Here is a 15,683-nt window from a genome sequence, read left to right as displayed (position 1 = left end):
CACGCCGCACAACGATGCCGTCATCCGCGGCGCCTTCATCGGCCTTGCTCACGAGAGCAGCCGTGCGGTGCTGACGCAGGCGGTGCTGGAAGGTGTGTCCTTCGCCATCCGCGACAATCTCGAGGCGCTGCGTTCGGCCGGAACCGACATTTCACGCGTTACTGCCATCGGCGGCGGCTCGCGCTCGCGCTATTGGCTTGCTTCGATTGCGACTGCGCTCGGTGTTCCGGTCGACCTGCCGGCAGACGGCGATTTCGGCGCGGCCTTCGGTGCCGCCCGTCTCGGCCTCATTGCCGCCACCGGCGCCGATCCGGTTGTCGTCTGCGCGCCGCCAAAGACGACAGGGACGATCGAGCCGGTCACGGCTTTGAGCGCTGCCTACGAGGATGCCTACAAGCGCTACCGTGCGCTTTACCCGGCGATCAGGTCGCTGGCGGGCTGAACGGAATTGGGCCACCCCCTCACCCTACCCTCTCCCCGAGGGGAGAGGGGGAGTCCGCAGTGTCTGCCTCTGAAGGGATCGCAACACTGCAGCGAGTCTCTTCTCCCCGTTGGGGAGAAGGTGCCGGCAGGCGGATGAGGGGGCGCCGCACGGCAGAACAACAAATTGAACCCAAGGAGACATGGTCATGAGCACCGGATTTTTCGGCGATATCCAGAAAGTGAAATATGAAGGCCCGGACAGCACCAACCCGCTGGCCTTCCGCTACTACCAGCCGGATGAGATCGTCCTCGGCAAGCGCATGGAGGATCATCTCCGCTTTGCCGTCGCCTACTGGCACAGCTTCACCTGGCCGGGCGGCGACCCGTTCGGTGGCCAGACTTTCCTGCGCCCGTGGTTCGAAGACACGATGAAGGCGGCGAAGCTGAAGGCCGATGTCGCCTTCGAATTCTTCCAACTTCTCGGCACGCCGTTCTACTGCTTCCACGACGCTGACGTGCGCCCGGAAGGCAAGAACTTCGCCGAGAACACGAAGAACCTGAACGAGATCGTCGACTACTTCGCGGAAAAGCAGGCCGCCACCGGCGTCAAACTGCTCTGGGGTACGGCAAACCTCTTCTCCAATCGCCGCTACATGAGCGGTGCGGCCACCAACCCGGATCCGGACGTCTTTGCTTTCGCCGCAGCAACCGTGAAGACCTGCATCGACGCCACGCAGAAGCTCGGCGGCCAGAACTACGTTCTGTGGGGTGGCCGCGAAGGTTACGAGACCCTGCTCAACACCGACATGAAGCGCGAACTCGATCAGCTCGGCCGGTTCCTCAACCTCGTCGTCGAGTATAAGCACAAGATCGGCTTCAAGGGCACGATCCTCATCGAGCCGAAGCCGCAGGAGCCGACCAAGCACCAGTACGACTACGATGTCGCGACCGTTTACGGCTTCCTCAAGAAGCACGGCCTCGAAAACGAGGTGAAGGTTAACATCGAGCAGGGCCACGCGATCCTCGCCGGCCATTCCTTCGAGCACGAGCTGGCGCTCGCCGGCGCGCTCGGCATCTTCGGCTCGATCGACATGAACCGCAACGACTATCAGTCCGGCTGGGATACCGACCAGTTCCCGAACAACGTGCCGGAAATGGCGCTCGCCTACTACCAGGTCCTGCAGAACGGCGGTTTCACCACTGGCGGCACGAACTTTGATGCGAAGCTGCGCCGCCAGTCGCTCGATCCGGCAGATCTGCTGATCGGCCACATCGGCGGCATGGATTGCTGCGCCCGCGGGCTTAAGGCCGCCGCCAAGATGGTCGAGCACAAGGCCCTTTCGAAGCCGCTTGCCGACCGCTATGCCGGCTGGGATTCGGCTGAAGGCCAGAAGCTCTTCCGCGGCGAATACTCGCTCGAACAGATTGCCCATTGGGTTGAAAGCAAAGACGTCAATCCGCAGCCGAAGTCCGGCAAGCAGGAACTTCTGGAAAATATCGTCAACCGCTACGTTTGATCGGCGGTTAATGGGAGAGGGTCGGGAAGCAAAGGCTTCCCGGCTTTTCGCTGAAGCGAAGCGGCGAATAGGTCGTGAAGTGGACATTCAAGCGGGTGAAATAAATGCATCGCGGGTGCTACTCGCGCCGGGACTATCCCGCTAGCCGATGTCAGCGTTTCGTCCATCGCCGCGACGGTGCGCCGACCGAATTGCGCACCACAAGATCCGGCCGCAGCAGGATTTCGGTCTCCGCCGGCTGGCCGTCGGAGAGAAATTCCAGAAGTAGCGCCATGGCCTGCTTGCCGATCGCGGTTCGCGGCTGGCGGATGGTGGTGAGCGGCGGCGACATGAAGACGGCCTGTGGCACATCGTCGAAGCCGGTCACGGAGAAGTCGGTCGGAATGTCGTAGCCGCGGGCGCCGAGGCCAATCATCACGCCGATCGCCGTCTGGTCGTTCACACACATGAAGGCGGTCGGCAGCGTGTCGCGCATGAAAAGCTGCTCGACAGCGTGGCGGCCGCTTTCCAGCGTCCCGTCGCCTTCGAGGATGATGCGCATATCGGGTGCGACGCCTGCTGCATCGAGCCCGGCGTCATAGCCCTGACGCCGCCTGCTATAGGCAAGGCGTGTACGCGAATCGCCGATGAAGGCAATGTTGCGGTGGCCCTCGGCAAGCAGCAAATCGACCGCCTTTCTAGCGCCTTCCACATCGTCGACGCCGACATAGGGGATGCCGCCATTGAAAACCGGTTCGAAGACGCCGACGCTTGGCGGCAGACGGGCGGTCATCGTCTGATGGCCGAAAGGCAGGATGCCGGTAAAGAGGATCAGACCGGCGGCCTGGTTGGAATTCAGGAATTTCAGATATTCGAGACCGCGCTGGGCATCGTTCTGCGTATGGCCGATCAGGATGCCGTAGCCATGGGCGCGGGCTTCATTCTCAAGGCCGACGAGAATGTTGGAGAAATTCGGATCACCGATATCTGGGGCGACCACGAGAATCATGTTCGACCGGCCGAGCCGCAGGCTGCGGGCCATGGCATTCGTGGTGTAGCCAGTGATAGCGATCGCCTGATTGACTTTCAGGCGTGTCGAGTTCGCGACCTTTTCCGGCATGTGGATTGCCCGCGATACCGTCGCGATCGAAACCTCGGCGATCCGAGCGACGTCTTCTATGGTTGCGGGCGTGGAATTCGACACTGCGTCCTGCCTTGGGATGCCTTCGCCGCGACACTACACAGACTTGCCGGGAGGTCAAACGCCGGGGCCGGCAGATCTGTGTGCAACAATGATGTAAACCTTTACATACGTCGTGTAAAGGTTTACATATGGCCTTAAGCGGATGGGAGCCGCAGGGGAGGAAGCCAATCAATGAGTGTGGATCCAGTCGACGCCGCGCCTGTGGTGTTGTCCGCGCGGCGCATCTGCAAGTCGTTCAGCGGCGTGCAAGTCCTCTTCAGTGTCAATTTCGATCTACGCGCCGGCGAAATCCATGCTTTGATGGGTGAAAACGGCGCGGGCAAGTCGACGTTGGTCAAGGTTATGTCCGGCTTCGAGCAGCCAAGCTCGGGTGAGATCTTGCTCGACGGCAAGCCGGTCGTGCTGCCGGCCAACGGCGCGGCCGAAGCGCTGGGCATCGTTCTCATCCATCAGGAATTCAATCTCGCCGAACATCTGACGGTCACAGAGAGCCTTTTTCTAGGCCGCGAAGTCACGCGTTTCGGCGTGCTCGACCGCAAATACATGCGCGCCGAGACCCGCAAGGCACTCGATCTCCTGGGTTCGCACGTCGACGAGAATGCCATCATCGGCACATTGTCGATCGCGGACAAACAGATGGTGGAAATCGCCAAGGCAATCAGCCGCGATGCGCGCGTCGTCATTATGGACGAGCCGACGGCGGTGCTGTCGCGCGAAGAGACGAATTTCCTGTTCCGGCAGGTGCGCAAGCTGCGCGACGCGGGCACGAGCTTCATCTTCGTGTCTCATAAGCTCGACGAGGTGATGGAAATCACCGACCGCGTGACCGTGCTGCGCGATGGTCAGTGGGTCAAGACGGCCCCCACCTCGATGCTCGACGGCGAGTCGATTGCCCAGCTGATGGTCGGGCGCGAGCTTTCAAGTCTCTATCCCACCAAGGTGGAGCCCAACGTCGACGAGGAAGTCGTCCTTCGGGTCGAAAGCGTGTCGACGGGTTATGTTCAGGATGCCAGTTTCGAGGTTCGCAAGGGCGAGATCATCGGTTTTTCAGGCATGATCGGCTCCGGTCGTACGGAGCTGATGGAGGCGATCGCCGGGCTTCGCAGCCGTGCTTCGGGAGAGGTCCACATTCGCGGTGAATCGGTTCCGTCGGGCGATGTGCATGCCGCCAATCGCGCCGGGCTTGCCTACATGACGAAGGATCGCAAGTCGAAGGGCCTGCTCCTGCGCTCCGGCATGATGACCAATCTGACGCTACAGTCGCTCGGCCAGCATTCGCGGCACGGCTATCTCAGCCCGAGCAGCGAGGCGAAGGCGCTCGCCAAGGCGCGGCGGCGCTTCGATATCCGCGTTCGCGATACCAATATCGTCGCCGGCCGTATGTCGGGCGGCAACCAGCAGAAGCTGCTGCTTGCCAAGGTCATGGAGACCGAGCCCGAAATCATCATCATCGACGAGCCGACGCGCGGCATCGATGTCGGCACCAAGCAGCAGATTTATCATTTCATCTCGGCGCTGGCGCGCGACGGACGGTCGATCATCGTCGTCTCTTCGGAGATGCCTGAGGTGATCGGCCTCTGCACGCGGGTCGTCGTGATGCGTGAGGGACGGATCGTCGGCGTGCTCGAGGGCGACGAGATCTCCGAACAGGAGATCATGCGCTACGCCGCCGGATTGAAGAAGAAAGCCGCCTGACGCTGGCGGGGAAGGCGGCCGCGCTTGGCGCGCCGCGCACATATGATGCCCATCGAATTTGCGGGCGGGAGGTTGGTTTGGAGACGAGTGTGAACGAGGAGACCAGGGAGATCAGGCGTCGGCCCTGGCGGGATATCGACCTGCGGGCCATTGCGCCTTTTGCAGCCCTGATATTGCTGCTGATCGTGGGCGCGCTGGTCAATCCGAACTTCATCGGCATCACCAACCTTGCAAATGTCGCGACGCGCTGCGCCTTCATCGCCATCATTGCTGTCGGCGCCACCTTCGTCATTTCTGCGGGGGATCTCGACCTTTCCGTTGGCTCGATGGTGGCCTTCGTCGCCAGTCTGATGATCCTGTTGATGAATTCCGGTGTGATTGCCGATCCGACGTTGATGCTGGCCGCTGCGCTCCTATTCACGCTCGTTGCCGGCGCGCTCTGCGGACTTGCCAATGGTCTGATCACCACGGTCGGCAGGATCGAGCCTTTCATTGCCACTCTCGGCACCATGGGTATTTATCGCGGCCTGACAACCTGGCTCTCGCAGGGCGGGGCGATTACGCTGCGCTCGCCCGACATTCAGACGCTTTACCGTCCAGCCTATTTTGGCAGCATTCTCGGCGTGCCGGTGCCGATCGTCGTAATCCTGGCGGTCACGGCCGTTGCGGCCTTCATCCTTTATCGTACGCGCTACGGCCGGCATGTCGTCGCGGTCGGTTCCAACAGCGATGTCGCGCGCTATTCCGGCATTGCGGTCAATCGCGTGCGCACCATCGCCTTCGTCATCCAGGGGCTCTGTGTCGCCATCGCCGTGCTGCTTTATGTGCCACGCCTGGGCTCGACCTCGGCAACGACCGGCATCCTGTGGGAGCTGCAGGCTATCACCGCTGTCGTCGTTGGCGGCACGGCGCTGAAGGGCGGTGCCGGTCGTGTCTGGGGCACGATTTGCGGTGCCTTCATTCTCGAGCTCGTCGGCAACATCATGCTGCTGTCGAACTTCATCAGCGAATATCTCATCGGTGCGATCCAGGGTGCGATCATCATCATCGCCATGCTGGTGCAGCGCTCGCTGGTCCGCAAATCATAGCGGATCGGCTCCAGAAATTAGCCGGGATCACAGGGCGTCCGGTTGACGGTAGGAAAAGTCCCTGACGTTTATTGGGAGGAAATAGAATGCGCAAACTCATGTTGGGTCTTGCGGTTGCGGCCATCACTCTGGCGGGTACCGCATACGCACAGGATAAGAAGTTTACCATCGGCGTGTCCATTCCGGCCGCCGACCATGGTTGGACCTCGGGCGTCGTGTTTCATGCCGAACGCATCGCCAAGAAGCTGATGGAACAGCATCCGGGCCTGAACGTCATCGTCAAGACCTCGCCGGACGCCGCCAGCCAGGCGAACGCGGTGCAGGATCTTGACACGCAGGGCATCGATGCCCTCGTCATCCTGCCGTCGGATCCGGATCCGCTCGTCAACGCCATCAAGGAAGTCAAGGGCAAGGGCAAGTACGTCGCTCTCGTCGACCGCGCGCCGTCGACCAACGACGACTCCGTCCGCGACCTTTACGTTGCTGGAAACAACCCGGCGCTCGGCGAAGTCGCCGGCAAGTACATTGCTGCGCAGACGCCGGACGCCGAAGTCGTTGTCATCCGCGGTCTGCCGATCCCGATCGACCAGCAGCGCCAGGACGGCTTCGACAAGGGCATTGCCGGCTCCAAGGTCAAGGTTCTCGACCGTCAGTACGGCAACTGGAACCGCGATGATGCCTTCAAGGTCATGCAGGACTATCTGACGAAGTATCCGAAGATCGATGTGGTCTGGTGCCAGGATGACGACATGGCTGTCGGCGTGCTGCAGGCGATCGAGCAGGCCAAGCGGACCGACATCAAGTATGTCGTCGCTGGCGCCGGCTCCAAGGACATGGTCAAGAAGGTCATGGACGGCGACAAGTTGATCCCGGTCGATGTTCTCTATCCGCCGGCAATGGTCGGTACGGCCATGGAACTGACGGCTGCCGGCCTCTACGGCCAGGTTCCGGTGCGCGGCACCTTCGTCCTCGACGCGACGCTTGTCACGAAGGACAATGCCAAGGACTTCTACTTCCCGGATTCTCCGTTCTGATCATTTGATCCCGGTGCGCCCATCCGACAGGATGGGCGCATTTTCTTTGTCTGTTCGTCAGGAGTTTCCGCAATGCGGCACGTACCTCTTGCGGCTTCCGGACAGGCATGATTAGTTTCAACTGCTTGACTTTCAGCTTTTCAGCGACATCGGCCGTAAGCCCGTGGAGGCGCCTTATTCCGCCGAAAGGTATGCTAGAAGGCTCCATAAACGTTTACGGTCGACATCAGGGAGGATTCTGACATGAAGACGATTAAAGGGCCGGGCTTGTTCCTCGGGCAGTTCGCGGGCGATGTTGCGCCTTTCAACTCATGGGATGCCATCACCAAATGGGCCGCCGATACCGGCTACAAAGGCGTGCAGGTTCCGACCTGGGCGGGCCAGCTGATCGACCTGAAGAAGGCTGCAAGCTCCAAGGATTATTGCGACGAATTCGCCGGCAAGGCGCGCGAGAACGGCGTGGAAATCACCGAGTTGTCGACGCACCTGCAAGGCCAGCTCGTCGCCGTTCATCCGGCCTATGACGAAGCCTTCGACGGTTTCGCCGCACCCGAGGTGCGCGGTAATCCGAAGGCGCGGCAGGAGTGGGCTGTCGAGCAGGTCAAGATGGCGCTGACGGCCTCGAAGCACCTCGGTATCAAGGCGCATGCCACCTTCTCCGGCGCGCTCGCCTGGCCCTTCATCTATCCCTGGCCGCAGCGTCCGGCCGGTCTCGTCGAGACCGCATTTGACGAGCTTGCGCGCCGCTGGAAGCCGATCCTCGATCACGCCGATGCTCAAGGCGTCGATGTCTGCTACGAGATCCATCCCGGTGAAGACCTGCATGACGGCGTCACCTACGAGATGTTCCTGGAGCGCGTCGGAAACCATCCGCGCGCCAACATGCTCTACGACCCGTCGCATTATGTCCTGCAGTGCCTCGACTATCTCGAGAACATCGACATCTACAAGGACCGCATCAAGATGTTCCACGTCAAGGATGCGGAGTTCAATCCGACGGGGCGGCAGGGCGTCTACGGCGGTTATCAGGGCTGGGTCGAGCGCGCCGGCCGCTTCCGGTCGCTGGGCGACGGCCAGGTCGATTTCGGCGCCGTCTTCTCGAAGATGACCGCGAACGACTTCGACGGCTGGGCGGTGGTCGAATGGGAATGCGCCCTGAAGCATCCGGAGGACGGTGCGCGCGAAGGGGCCGAATTCGTCAAGGCACATATCATCCGCGTGACGGAAAAGGCGTTCGACGATTTCGCGGGCAGCGGCACGGACCAGGCTGCCAACCGCCGCATGCTCGGGCTTTCGTAAGCGGCTTTCCCTTCTCCCCAGCGGGGAGAAGATGTCCGAAGGACAGATGAGGGGGCGGAGCGAAGCAAGGCCCGAGCGAATGGCGAAGGGCATCCTCTGCCGCCAGCCCCCTCATCCGGCTGCCGCCACCTTCTCCCCGCTGGGGAGAAGGGATTCTTGGCAACCGTCGCTGAACACTCATTTTTTGGAGGAATCTCATGGCAATTGAAGCATCCAGCGAGCAGACCCGCGAGCCGCGCATCCGTCTCGGCATGGTGGGCGGTGGTGCCGGCGCGTTTATCGGGGCCGTCCATCGCATGGCAGCCCGGCTCGACGACAAGTTTGAACTCGTTGCGGGAGCACTGTCTTCCACGCCGGAAAAGGCGGTCGCATCGGGCCGTGAGCTTGGCCTCGACCCGTCGCGCACCTATTCCAGCTATCGCGAGATGGCGATCCGCGAAGCGAAGCTGAAGAACGGCATCGAGGCGGTCTCGATCGTCACGCCGAACCACGTCCATTATGACGCCGCCAAGGAATTTCTGAAGCGGGGCATCCATGTCATCTGCGACAAGCCGCTGACCTCCAATCTGGCCGATGCGAAGAAGCTCAAAAAGGTGGCCGACGAAAGCGGTGCGCTTTTCGTGCTGACGCACAATTACACCGGTTATCCGATGGTGCGTCAGGCCAGGGAAATGATTGCCAATGGCGAGCTTGGCGATATCCGCGTCGTGCAGGCGGAATATCCGCAGGACTGGCTGACCGAGGCGGTCGAGCAGACGGGCCAGAAGCAGGCCGCATGGCGCACCGACCCGGCGCAGTCCGGCGTCGGCGGTTCGACGGGCGATATCGGCACGCATGCCTATAACCTCGCCAGCTTCGTCAGCGGCCTTGAACTCGACAGTCTGGCGGCCGACCTCGACAGCTTTGTTCCGGGCCGCCGGCTGGACGACAACGCCCACGTGATGCTGCGCTTCAAGGCCAAAGGTTCGGAAAAGCCGGCCAAGGGCATGCTCTGGTGCAGTCAGGTGGCGCCCGGTCATGAGAACGGTCTGAAGGTCCGTGTTTACGGCACCAAGGGTGGTATCGAGTGGGTTCAGGCCGATCCGAACTATCTCTGGTTCACGCCGTTCGGCGAGCCGAAGCGGCTGATCACCCGCGGCGGTGCCGGAGCAGGGGCCGCTGCGGCCCGCGTTTCGCGCGTTCCATCGGGCCATCCGGAAGGCTATCTGGAAGCCTTTGCGACTATCTACACGGAAGCCGCTCACGCAATCCACGCGGCGAAAAAAGGCAAGGCCGTAGACAAGGCCGTCATCTACCCGACGGTCGATGACGGCGTGAAGGGCGTGGCGTTCGTCGAGGCCTGCGTTGCTTCGTCCAAGAGGAACGGGGCCTGGGTCAAGGTCTGATCTTCGCGCCAAACGACTGATTGATGCAACTTTTGGGCGCATTCTTTCCAATCTTAGGGAGTGCGCTCATTATCGTTTAACAGCGCCGTGGCAGAAGTGGGTGCAACCGGATGGAGAGGCCCTATGAAATCTTCTGCCAGACTAGTGACATGTGCATTGGCGCTCGCAGCGTTTCCGGCATTGTCGCAGGAAGTTCCCAATCGGGTGCCCAACTTCTATGCTGGCCAGCGCGTTCCCGGAATGGTCAACGTGCAGACGACTGTCTCCCTGTCGGTTCCTGTTGACGCGGGGCAGGAACTTGCCGACCAGATCAAGGCGGCCCAGAAAGGGTTCTACGTCATGGCTGGCGGGCAGTGCGATCTCATTCTGGAGACGCTGGCTGAGAGCTGCCAGATCACCAATCTCACGAGCAGTGCGGATCTCAATCGCGGCTCGCGAAACGACATCATCGTGCGCGGCACTGTCACCATGGCCGTGAAGCTGAAGGACAGCCCGCAGAAGCTTTGATGCCGTTCTTCGGCGTTAGGATGATCGAAGCGGCAGCTATCTGCCGCCTCGGATCGTGCGAGACCGTTTCAGGCGGCCACTTGCTTTCGCCTCATCAGCGCATCGATGCTGAATGGGCCGGCACCGGCCGCGACGAAGTACAGGAATAGGAAGCAGAAGAGGATTGCGGCCACGCCGCCGTTCTGCGCCGGGTAGAAGCTCTTCGACGCATGCGCGATGAAATAGGCGAAGGCCATCAGGCCGGAGAGGACGAAGGCTGCAACGCGCGTCTTGAAGCCGACCAGCACAAGGAAGCCCAGCGTCAGTTCCAGCAGCCCTGCGATCCACGGGAGCGAGCCGACCGGTGGAACGCTCGCTGCAGCCGGAAAATGCAGGATCTTCTGCGTTCCGTAGCTGAAGAGCACAAGCGACGAGACGATGCGCAGCACGCTGAGAAGATGGGGCTGCGCCAGATGGATCGAAGAGAGCATAGGATTCCTTTCATCCCCCAAGAATTCAGAGACGTCTCTATCGACGGTCGCCGGAATGACAAATCACGACTGCTGACATTAGCGTTATCGGATATAGCTGGAGGCGCGGCCAGATCCACGGCGCCGATCGCCCAGCGGAGAATGGTGTACCTGCAACGTTACAGTTTAGTCTGTACAAGCCATCGATGCTTGGCTAAACCGCCACTATGCCGCAATCCACGGGGTTCCAGATGTACGATCCGAAGCTTCTTGCCGCTCGCTTTCCGGGCGATTTCACCTTTGGCGTTGCAACGGCTGCCTTCCAGATCGAGGGCGCCTCCAAGGCCGATGGGCGCAAGCCGTCCATCTGGGACGCCTTCTGCAACATGCCCGGGCGCGTCTATAACCGCCAGAACGGTGATGTCGCCTGCGATCACTACAACCGCCTCGATGAGGACCTCGATCTCATCAAATCGATGGGTGTGAAGGCGTACCGTTTTTCGATCGCCTGGCCGCGCATTATTCCCGACGGCACCGGACCGGTGAACGAAGCAGGCCTCGATTTCTACGATCGCCTGGTCGACGGCTGCAAGGCGCGCGGCATCAAGACATTCGCGACGCTCTATCATTGGGACCTACCATTGACCTTGATGGGAGATGGCGGCTGGACGGCGCGTTCGACGGCTTACGCCTATCAGCGCTACGCGCAGACCGTCATGCGTCGTCTCGGCGACCGGCTCGACAGCGTGGCCACGTTCAACGAGCCGTGGTGCATCGTCTGGCTCAGTCATCTTTACGGCATCCATGCGCCGGGCGAACGTAATATGCAGGCGGCGCTTTATGCCATGCACACCATGAACCTTGCGCACGGTCTCGCCGTCGAGGCTGTCCGGTCCGAAGCGCCGAATGTTCCGGTGGGCCTGGTACTCAACGCGATGTCCGTCATTCCAGGGTCGCAGAGCGAGGCAGACCTTGCCGCCGGCGAGCGGGCGCATCAATTCCACAATGGTGCCTTCTTCGATCCCGTCTTCAAGGGCGAATATCCGCCGGAATTCGTGGAAGCGCTCGGCGATCGCATGCCTGCCGTCGAGGACGGCGATTTGAAGATCATCAGCCAGAAGCTCGATTGGTGGGGCCTCAACTATTACACGCCTTTGCGCGTTGCCGACGATCCGGCCAGGAGCGGCGATTTTCCTTGGACGCTTGAGGCGCCGCGTGTCAGCGACGTGAAGACCGACATCGGCTGGGAAGTCTATGCGCCGGGCCTGAAGAATGTCGTCGAAGATCTCTACCGCCGCTACGAGCTCCCGGAATGCTACATCACCGAAAACGGGGCCTGCTACAACATGGGCATCGTCAATGGGGAGGTCGACGATCAGCCGCGCCTCGATTATTACAGCGATCACCTTGCCGTCGTCGCCGATCTCATCAAGGACGGCTATCCGATGCGCGGCTATTTCGCCTGGAGCCTGATGGACAATTTCGAGTGGGCAGAGGGCTACAAGATGCGTTTCGGCCTGGTTCATGTCGATTACGAAACGCAGGTGCGCACGGTCAAGAAGAGCGGCAAGTGGTATCGCAAGCTTGCGAGCCAGTTTCCCAAGGGCAATCACAAGACGGCATGACCGCACTGTCGATGGCGCGAATCGAAGCGAAGGCGTAAGCCGGACCGCATGGAAAAGCCGATCCTTCTCTATGCGCTTTGCGGCAGCCAGCGGCCGGCCTCGACGAACCGCCTGCTGCTGGAAGCCCTTAGCAGGCATGCGCCTGAGGGCATATCGATCGAAATCTGCGATCTGATCGGCGACCTGCCGATCTTCAATCCTGATCGGGAAGGCGAGAGCACGCCGGCGATCGTCGAAGAGTTTGCGACGAAGGTCCGCGCCGCAGATGGCGTCATCGTCGCCTGTCCGGAATATGCGCATGGCATCCCAGGCGGCTTCAAGAATGCTCTGGACTGGCTGGTCTCCCGTGACGAGGTGCCGTTCAAGCCGCTGATGCTCGCTCACACTTCGCATCGCGGCGAATTCGTACTGTCACAGCTGCAAGAGGTGCTGACGACGATGTCCTTTGCGATCATTCCGCAGGCTTTCCTCAGAGTCCCGGTTCTCGGCAAGACGCCAGATGCGCAACGAGAGGCGCTGATGGCTGCGGCGAAAGATGGAACTCTGGCTGTTGCCCTGAATACCTTCCGCGCAGCGATCGAGACGACCGTCTCCTGAACGGCGTTTTTCCTGAAGTGAGACGCTTTTTTCTTCGGCACTCAATTCAAAGAAAAAATCTCTCTGTTTAATCCGCTATCATTCCGCCCATAAGGTATGGCGTTTCGCGGCGCATGGCTGCCATGCGTGGATGAAATTGAACATTACGGTTTTGCAATGTTAAAGACTGCCTCTCTGTTCCGAATGCGCTACCGAATGCCGGCCTGACTCATGCGCCTGTCCTGGGCCCTTCGATGCGCACAGGATTTTTTGAACTTCGAGAGCATAGATGCAACCCGACCCCAAACCCGCCGCCGCCGCTGCAAATGCCGTTGTCTTTGAGAATGTATCGAAACGCTTCGGCGCCGAAGGCAAATCCTTCACCGCCGTTGACGCGGTCGATTTCGCCGTCGCGCGCGGCTCCATCACCGGCATCATCGGCCGCTCCGGCGCCGGCAAGTCGACGCTGATCCGCCTCGTCAATGGGCTGGAGCGCCCGACAAGCGGCAAGGTCATCGTCGATGGTGTCAATGTGCCCGATCTGGATGAGGCGGGCCTGCGGGCTCTCCGCCGTTCGGTTGGCATGATCTTCCAGCATTTCAACCTGCTTTCTTCGCGCACTGCCTACGGGAATGTCGCGCTGCCACTGGAAATCGCCGGTTTCAAGCGGGATGCCATCCGCGCGCGCGTCGAGCCTCTGCTCGATCTCGTTGGCCTTTCCGACAAGCGCGATCGCTATCCGGCCGAACTTTCCGGCGGCCAGAAGCAGCGCGTTGGTATCGCCCGCGCGCTTGCCACGCAGCCGAAGCTCTTGCTTTCCGACGAAGCGACCTCGGCGCTCGACCCGGAAACCACCCAGTCGATCCTAGAGCTGCTGAAGCGCATCAATGCCGAGCTTGGCCTTACCGTGCTTCTGATCACGCACGAGATGGAAGTTGTCAAAGCCGTTACAAGCGACGTTGCCGTAATCGACCGGGGCGTTATCGTCGAGCGCGGCCGCACCTTCGATGTATTCACACAGCCGCAACATCCGACAACGCGGGCGCTCCTTGCTGGCCTGCCAGGCTCGAAGCTTCCGACAGCGCTCGCATCGAGCCTGCAGCCGCAAAAGGCAGCGGGCGGGCGCGTTGCCGTGCGTGTCACTTTCTTCGGCGCGACTGCGGAACAGCCGCTGATCTCGCAGCTTATTCAAACATTGGGTTCGGATATCAACATCATCGCCGGCACGGTCGATGAGATCGGCGGAGAGCCCTATGGCTCGCTCATCATCGCCTATTCGGCCGATGATGCGACCACCGCGAAAGCGGACAAATTCTTCGAAATGAATGGCCTCATTGCGGAGGTGCTCGGCTATGTCGCCTGATATGCTCTTCAACCTGCTCTACAAGGCGCTTCTCCAGACGCTGCAGATGGTGGCCATCTCCGGCCTCGTCGGCTCGCTGATCGGCCTGCCGATCGGCGTATTTCTGGCGACCAGCGGCAAGGGCGAGCTTTTCCCGGCCCCTGTGAGCAACCGCGTCATTGGCGTGATCGTCAACGCGGCGCGCTCGACGCCCTTCATCATCCTCGTCGTGGCCATCATTCCCTTCACTCGCCTCGTCACCGGCACCTCGATCGGCACCTATGCGGCGATCGTGCCGCTCACGATCGCGACCATTCCCTTCGTCGCAAGACTTGCGGAGGCGGCGATCCGCGAGGTGGACAAGGGCTTGATCGAGGCTGCCCGCGCAATGGGCGCGACACCGCTGCAGATCGTCTTCAAGGTGCTGCTTGCCGAAGCCAAGCCAGGACTTACCCTGGCGCTCACTCTCACGCTGGTCAGCCTGGTCGGTTATTCCGCCATGGTCGGCGCGGTTGGCGGCGGCGGCCTCGGAGACCTCGGCATCCGCTATGGCTACCAGCGCTTCATGCCGGAAGTGATGCTTGCTGTCGTCGTGGTGCTGATCGTGCTCGTCCAGGTCATCCAGAGCGCGGGCGATGCGCTCGCCCGCCGCTTCGACAAGCGCAGCCGTAAGACCTGATTTCCGAAATCCAGCCTCCCAAGACTGGCCGCTTGCCAACCTGTTTGAACGATAACATGAAGGAGACATCCATGAAGAAGCTCATCCTCGCGGCCGCACTCGCTGCCTTCGCCGCCTTCCCGGCGCTTGCGGAAACCATCAAGGTCGGCGTGACCTCCGGTGAGCACGCTCAGATCATGGAGAAGGTCAAGGAAATCGCAGCCGAGAAGGGCCTGGACATCGAGATCCTCGAATTCTCCGACTATGTGGTTCCGAACCAGGCGCTGGCCGACGGCGAACTTAATGCCAATTCCTTCCAGCACCAGCCGTATCTAGACAACCAGATTGCCGACCGCGGCTTCGACATCGTCAGCGTCGGCCTCACCATTACCACCCCGATGGGTGTCTATTCCAAGAAGGTGAAGAACCTCGACGAGCTGAAGGATGGCGCGACGATCGGCATTCCGAACGACCCGACCAATGGCGGCCGCGCTCTTCTGGTCCTTGCCTCCAAGGGCCTGATCAAGGTGAAGCCGGATGCCGGATTGAAGGTGACCCCGGCCGACATTACCGAAAACCCGAAGAACATCGAGTTTGCCGAGCTCGATGCGGCCCAGCTGCCGCGCTCGCTGGATGATGTCGATGCCGCTGTCATCAACACCAACTACGCGCTGGAAGCTGGCCTCAACCCCAAGAAGGATGCAATCGCCATCGAAAGCGAAAAGTCTCCTTATGCAAACGTCATTGCGGTGCGTAGTCAGGACAAGGATCAGCCTTGGGTCAAAACTCTGGTGGAGTCCTATCACAGCGATGCCGTCAAGCAGTTCATCGCCGACACCTTCAAGGGTACCGTGATCGCCAGCTGGTAAGCGAGAGATTAAATTTCCGGCTTGATCTGACCC

15 protein-coding genes are annotated in these 15,683 nt (G+C 60.9%); 13 read left to right on the top strand and 2 right to left on the bottom strand.

All coding sequences use genetic code 11. From position 1 onward, the window contains the following. On the top strand, positions 1-442 hold a 442-nt coding region (locus ACPYOJ_RS11635), incomplete at its 5' end, for an FGGY-family carbohydrate kinase (RefSeq protein WP_481416397.1). Positions 443-629: 187 nt separating this feature from the next. Beyond that, a complete protein-coding gene (xylA, locus tag ACPYOJ_RS11630; protein WP_481416396.1) occupies positions 630-1,940 on the top strand; it encodes a xylose isomerase in 1,311 nt (436 codons plus the stop codon). A 151-nt stretch (positions 1,941-2,091) separates the two neighbouring features. Here xylA and ACPYOJ_RS11625 read toward each other — a convergent pair whose 3' ends face one another. Continuing rightward, the gene (locus tag ACPYOJ_RS11625; protein ID WP_481416395.1) at positions 2,092-3,123 is read right to left on the bottom strand and encodes a LacI family DNA-binding transcriptional regulator; all 1,032 of its coding nucleotides are present in this window, start codon (positions 3,121-3,123) and stop codon (positions 2,092-2,094) included. Between the two features lie 171 nt (positions 3,124-3,294). Between ACPYOJ_RS11625 and ACPYOJ_RS11620 the strand changes: the two genes are divergently transcribed. The 6 genes from ACPYOJ_RS11620 to ACPYOJ_RS11595 all read left to right on the top strand — a co-directional run bounded on the left by ACPYOJ_RS11620 (position 3,295) and on the right by ACPYOJ_RS11595 (position 10,131). Further along, on the top strand, positions 3,295-4,818 hold the full coding sequence (locus ACPYOJ_RS11620; RefSeq protein WP_481416394.1) for a sugar ABC transporter ATP-binding protein: 1,524 nt from the start codon (positions 3,295-3,297) through the stop codon (positions 4,816-4,818). Between the two features lie 77 nt (positions 4,819-4,895). Next, positions 4,896-5,906 carry an ABC transporter permease gene (locus ACPYOJ_RS11615; RefSeq protein WP_481416393.1) on the top strand — a complete coding sequence of 337 codons (1,011 nt, stop codon included), beginning with the start codon at positions 4,896-4,898 and terminating at the stop codon, positions 5,904-5,906. Positions 5,907-5,992: 86 nt separating this feature from the next. Next, entirely contained in the window at positions 5,993-6,940 is a 948-nt protein-coding gene (locus ACPYOJ_RS11610; protein WP_481416392.1) for a substrate-binding domain-containing protein, read from the top strand. Between the two features lie 243 nt (positions 6,941-7,183). Beyond that, on the top strand, positions 7,184-8,239 hold the full coding sequence (locus tag ACPYOJ_RS11605; RefSeq protein WP_481416391.1) for a sugar phosphate isomerase/epimerase family protein: 1,056 nt from the start codon (positions 7,184-7,186) through the stop codon (positions 8,237-8,239). 197 nt (positions 8,240-8,436) lie between these two features. Next, complete coding sequence (locus tag ACPYOJ_RS11600; RefSeq protein WP_481416390.1) at positions 8,437-9,624, top strand: Gfo/Idh/MocA family protein; 1,188 nt, start codon at positions 8,437-8,439, stop codon at positions 9,622-9,624. 123 nt (positions 9,625-9,747) lie between these two features. After that, positions 9,748-10,131 (top strand): hypothetical protein, encoded by a 384-nt coding sequence (locus tag ACPYOJ_RS11595; protein ID WP_481416389.1) that lies wholly within the window; start codon positions 9,748-9,750, stop codon positions 10,129-10,131. A 68-nt stretch (positions 10,132-10,199) separates the two neighbouring features. Here ACPYOJ_RS11595 and ACPYOJ_RS11590 read toward each other — a convergent pair whose 3' ends face one another. Further along, positions 10,200-10,601: a DoxX family protein gene (locus ACPYOJ_RS11590; RefSeq protein ID WP_481416388.1), complete on the bottom strand. Its 402-nt coding sequence runs from the start codon at positions 10,599-10,601 to the stop codon at positions 10,200-10,202. 230 nt (positions 10,602-10,831) lie between these two features. On the opposite strand from ACPYOJ_RS11590, the gene ACPYOJ_RS11585 reads away from it, so the two are divergent. From ACPYOJ_RS11585 to ACPYOJ_RS11565, 5 genes are all read left to right on the top strand, one after another. After that, the gene (locus ACPYOJ_RS11585; protein ID WP_481416387.1) at positions 10,832-12,205 is read left to right on the top strand and encodes a GH1 family beta-glucosidase; all 1,374 of its coding nucleotides are present in this window, start codon (positions 10,832-10,834) and stop codon (positions 12,203-12,205) included. A 48-nt stretch (positions 12,206-12,253) separates the two neighbouring features. After that, positions 12,254-12,802: an NADPH-dependent FMN reductase gene (locus ACPYOJ_RS11580; protein ID WP_481416386.1), complete on the top strand. Its 549-nt coding sequence runs from the start codon at positions 12,254-12,256 to the stop codon at positions 12,800-12,802. Between the two features lie 268 nt (positions 12,803-13,070). After that, positions 13,071-14,144 (top strand): methionine ABC transporter ATP-binding protein, encoded by a 1,074-nt coding sequence (locus ACPYOJ_RS11575; RefSeq protein WP_481416385.1) that lies wholly within the window; start codon positions 13,071-13,073, stop codon positions 14,142-14,144. Beyond that, positions 14,134-14,802 carry a methionine ABC transporter permease gene (locus ACPYOJ_RS11570; RefSeq protein WP_481416384.1) on the top strand — a complete coding sequence of 223 codons (669 nt, stop codon included), beginning with the start codon at positions 14,134-14,136 and terminating at the stop codon, positions 14,800-14,802. Before ACPYOJ_RS11575 ends, ACPYOJ_RS11570 begins: the two co-directional genes overlap by 11 nt. A gap of 71 nt (positions 14,803-14,873) precedes the next feature. Next, a complete protein-coding gene (locus tag ACPYOJ_RS11565; protein ID WP_481416383.1) occupies positions 14,874-15,650 on the top strand; it encodes a MetQ/NlpA family ABC transporter substrate-binding protein in 777 nt (258 codons plus the stop codon). Positions 15,651-15,683 lie beyond the last annotated feature (33 nt).

Source organism: Rhizobium sp. SVR5-9E (assembly GCF_056755095.1).
Note: the sequence above shows the minus strand (reverse complement) of the source record. Positions and strands in the feature narration are given on the sequence as shown.

Coding starts and splice junctions, on each gene's coding strand:
- xylA (WP_481416396.1), top strand. CDS start 630: ATGAGCACCGGATTTTTCGGCGATATCCAGAAAGTGAAATATGAAGGC.
- ACPYOJ_RS11620 (WP_481416394.1), top strand. CDS start 3,295: ATGAGTGTGGATCCAGTCGACGCCGCGCCTGTGGTGTTGTCCGCGCGG.
- ACPYOJ_RS11610 (WP_481416392.1), top strand. CDS start 5,993: ATGCGCAAACTCATGTTGGGTCTTGCGGTTGCGGCCATCACTCTGGCG.
- ACPYOJ_RS11605 (WP_481416391.1), top strand. CDS start 7,184: ATGAAGACGATTAAAGGGCCGGGCTTGTTCCTCGGGCAGTTCGCGGGC.
- ACPYOJ_RS11600 (WP_481416390.1), top strand. CDS start 8,437: ATGGCAATTGAAGCATCCAGCGAGCAGACCCGCGAGCCGCGCATCCGT.
- ACPYOJ_RS11595 (WP_481416389.1), top strand. CDS start 9,748: ATGAAATCTTCTGCCAGACTAGTGACATGTGCATTGGCGCTCGCAGCG.
- ACPYOJ_RS11590 (WP_481416388.1), bottom strand. CDS start 10,601: ATGCTCTCTTCGATCCATCTGGCGCAGCCCCATCTTCTCAGCGTGCTG.
- ACPYOJ_RS11585 (WP_481416387.1), top strand. CDS start 10,832: ATGTACGATCCGAAGCTTCTTGCCGCTCGCTTTCCGGGCGATTTCACC.
- ACPYOJ_RS11580 (WP_481416386.1), top strand. CDS start 12,254: ATGGAAAAGCCGATCCTTCTCTATGCGCTTTGCGGCAGCCAGCGGCCG.
- ACPYOJ_RS11575 (WP_481416385.1), top strand. CDS start 13,071: ATGCAACCCGACCCCAAACCCGCCGCCGCCGCTGCAAATGCCGTTGTC.
- ACPYOJ_RS11570 (WP_481416384.1), top strand. CDS start 14,134: ATGTCGCCTGATATGCTCTTCAACCTGCTCTACAAGGCGCTTCTCCAG.
- ACPYOJ_RS11565 (WP_481416383.1), top strand. CDS start 14,874: ATGAAGAAGCTCATCCTCGCGGCCGCACTCGCTGCCTTCGCCGCCTTC.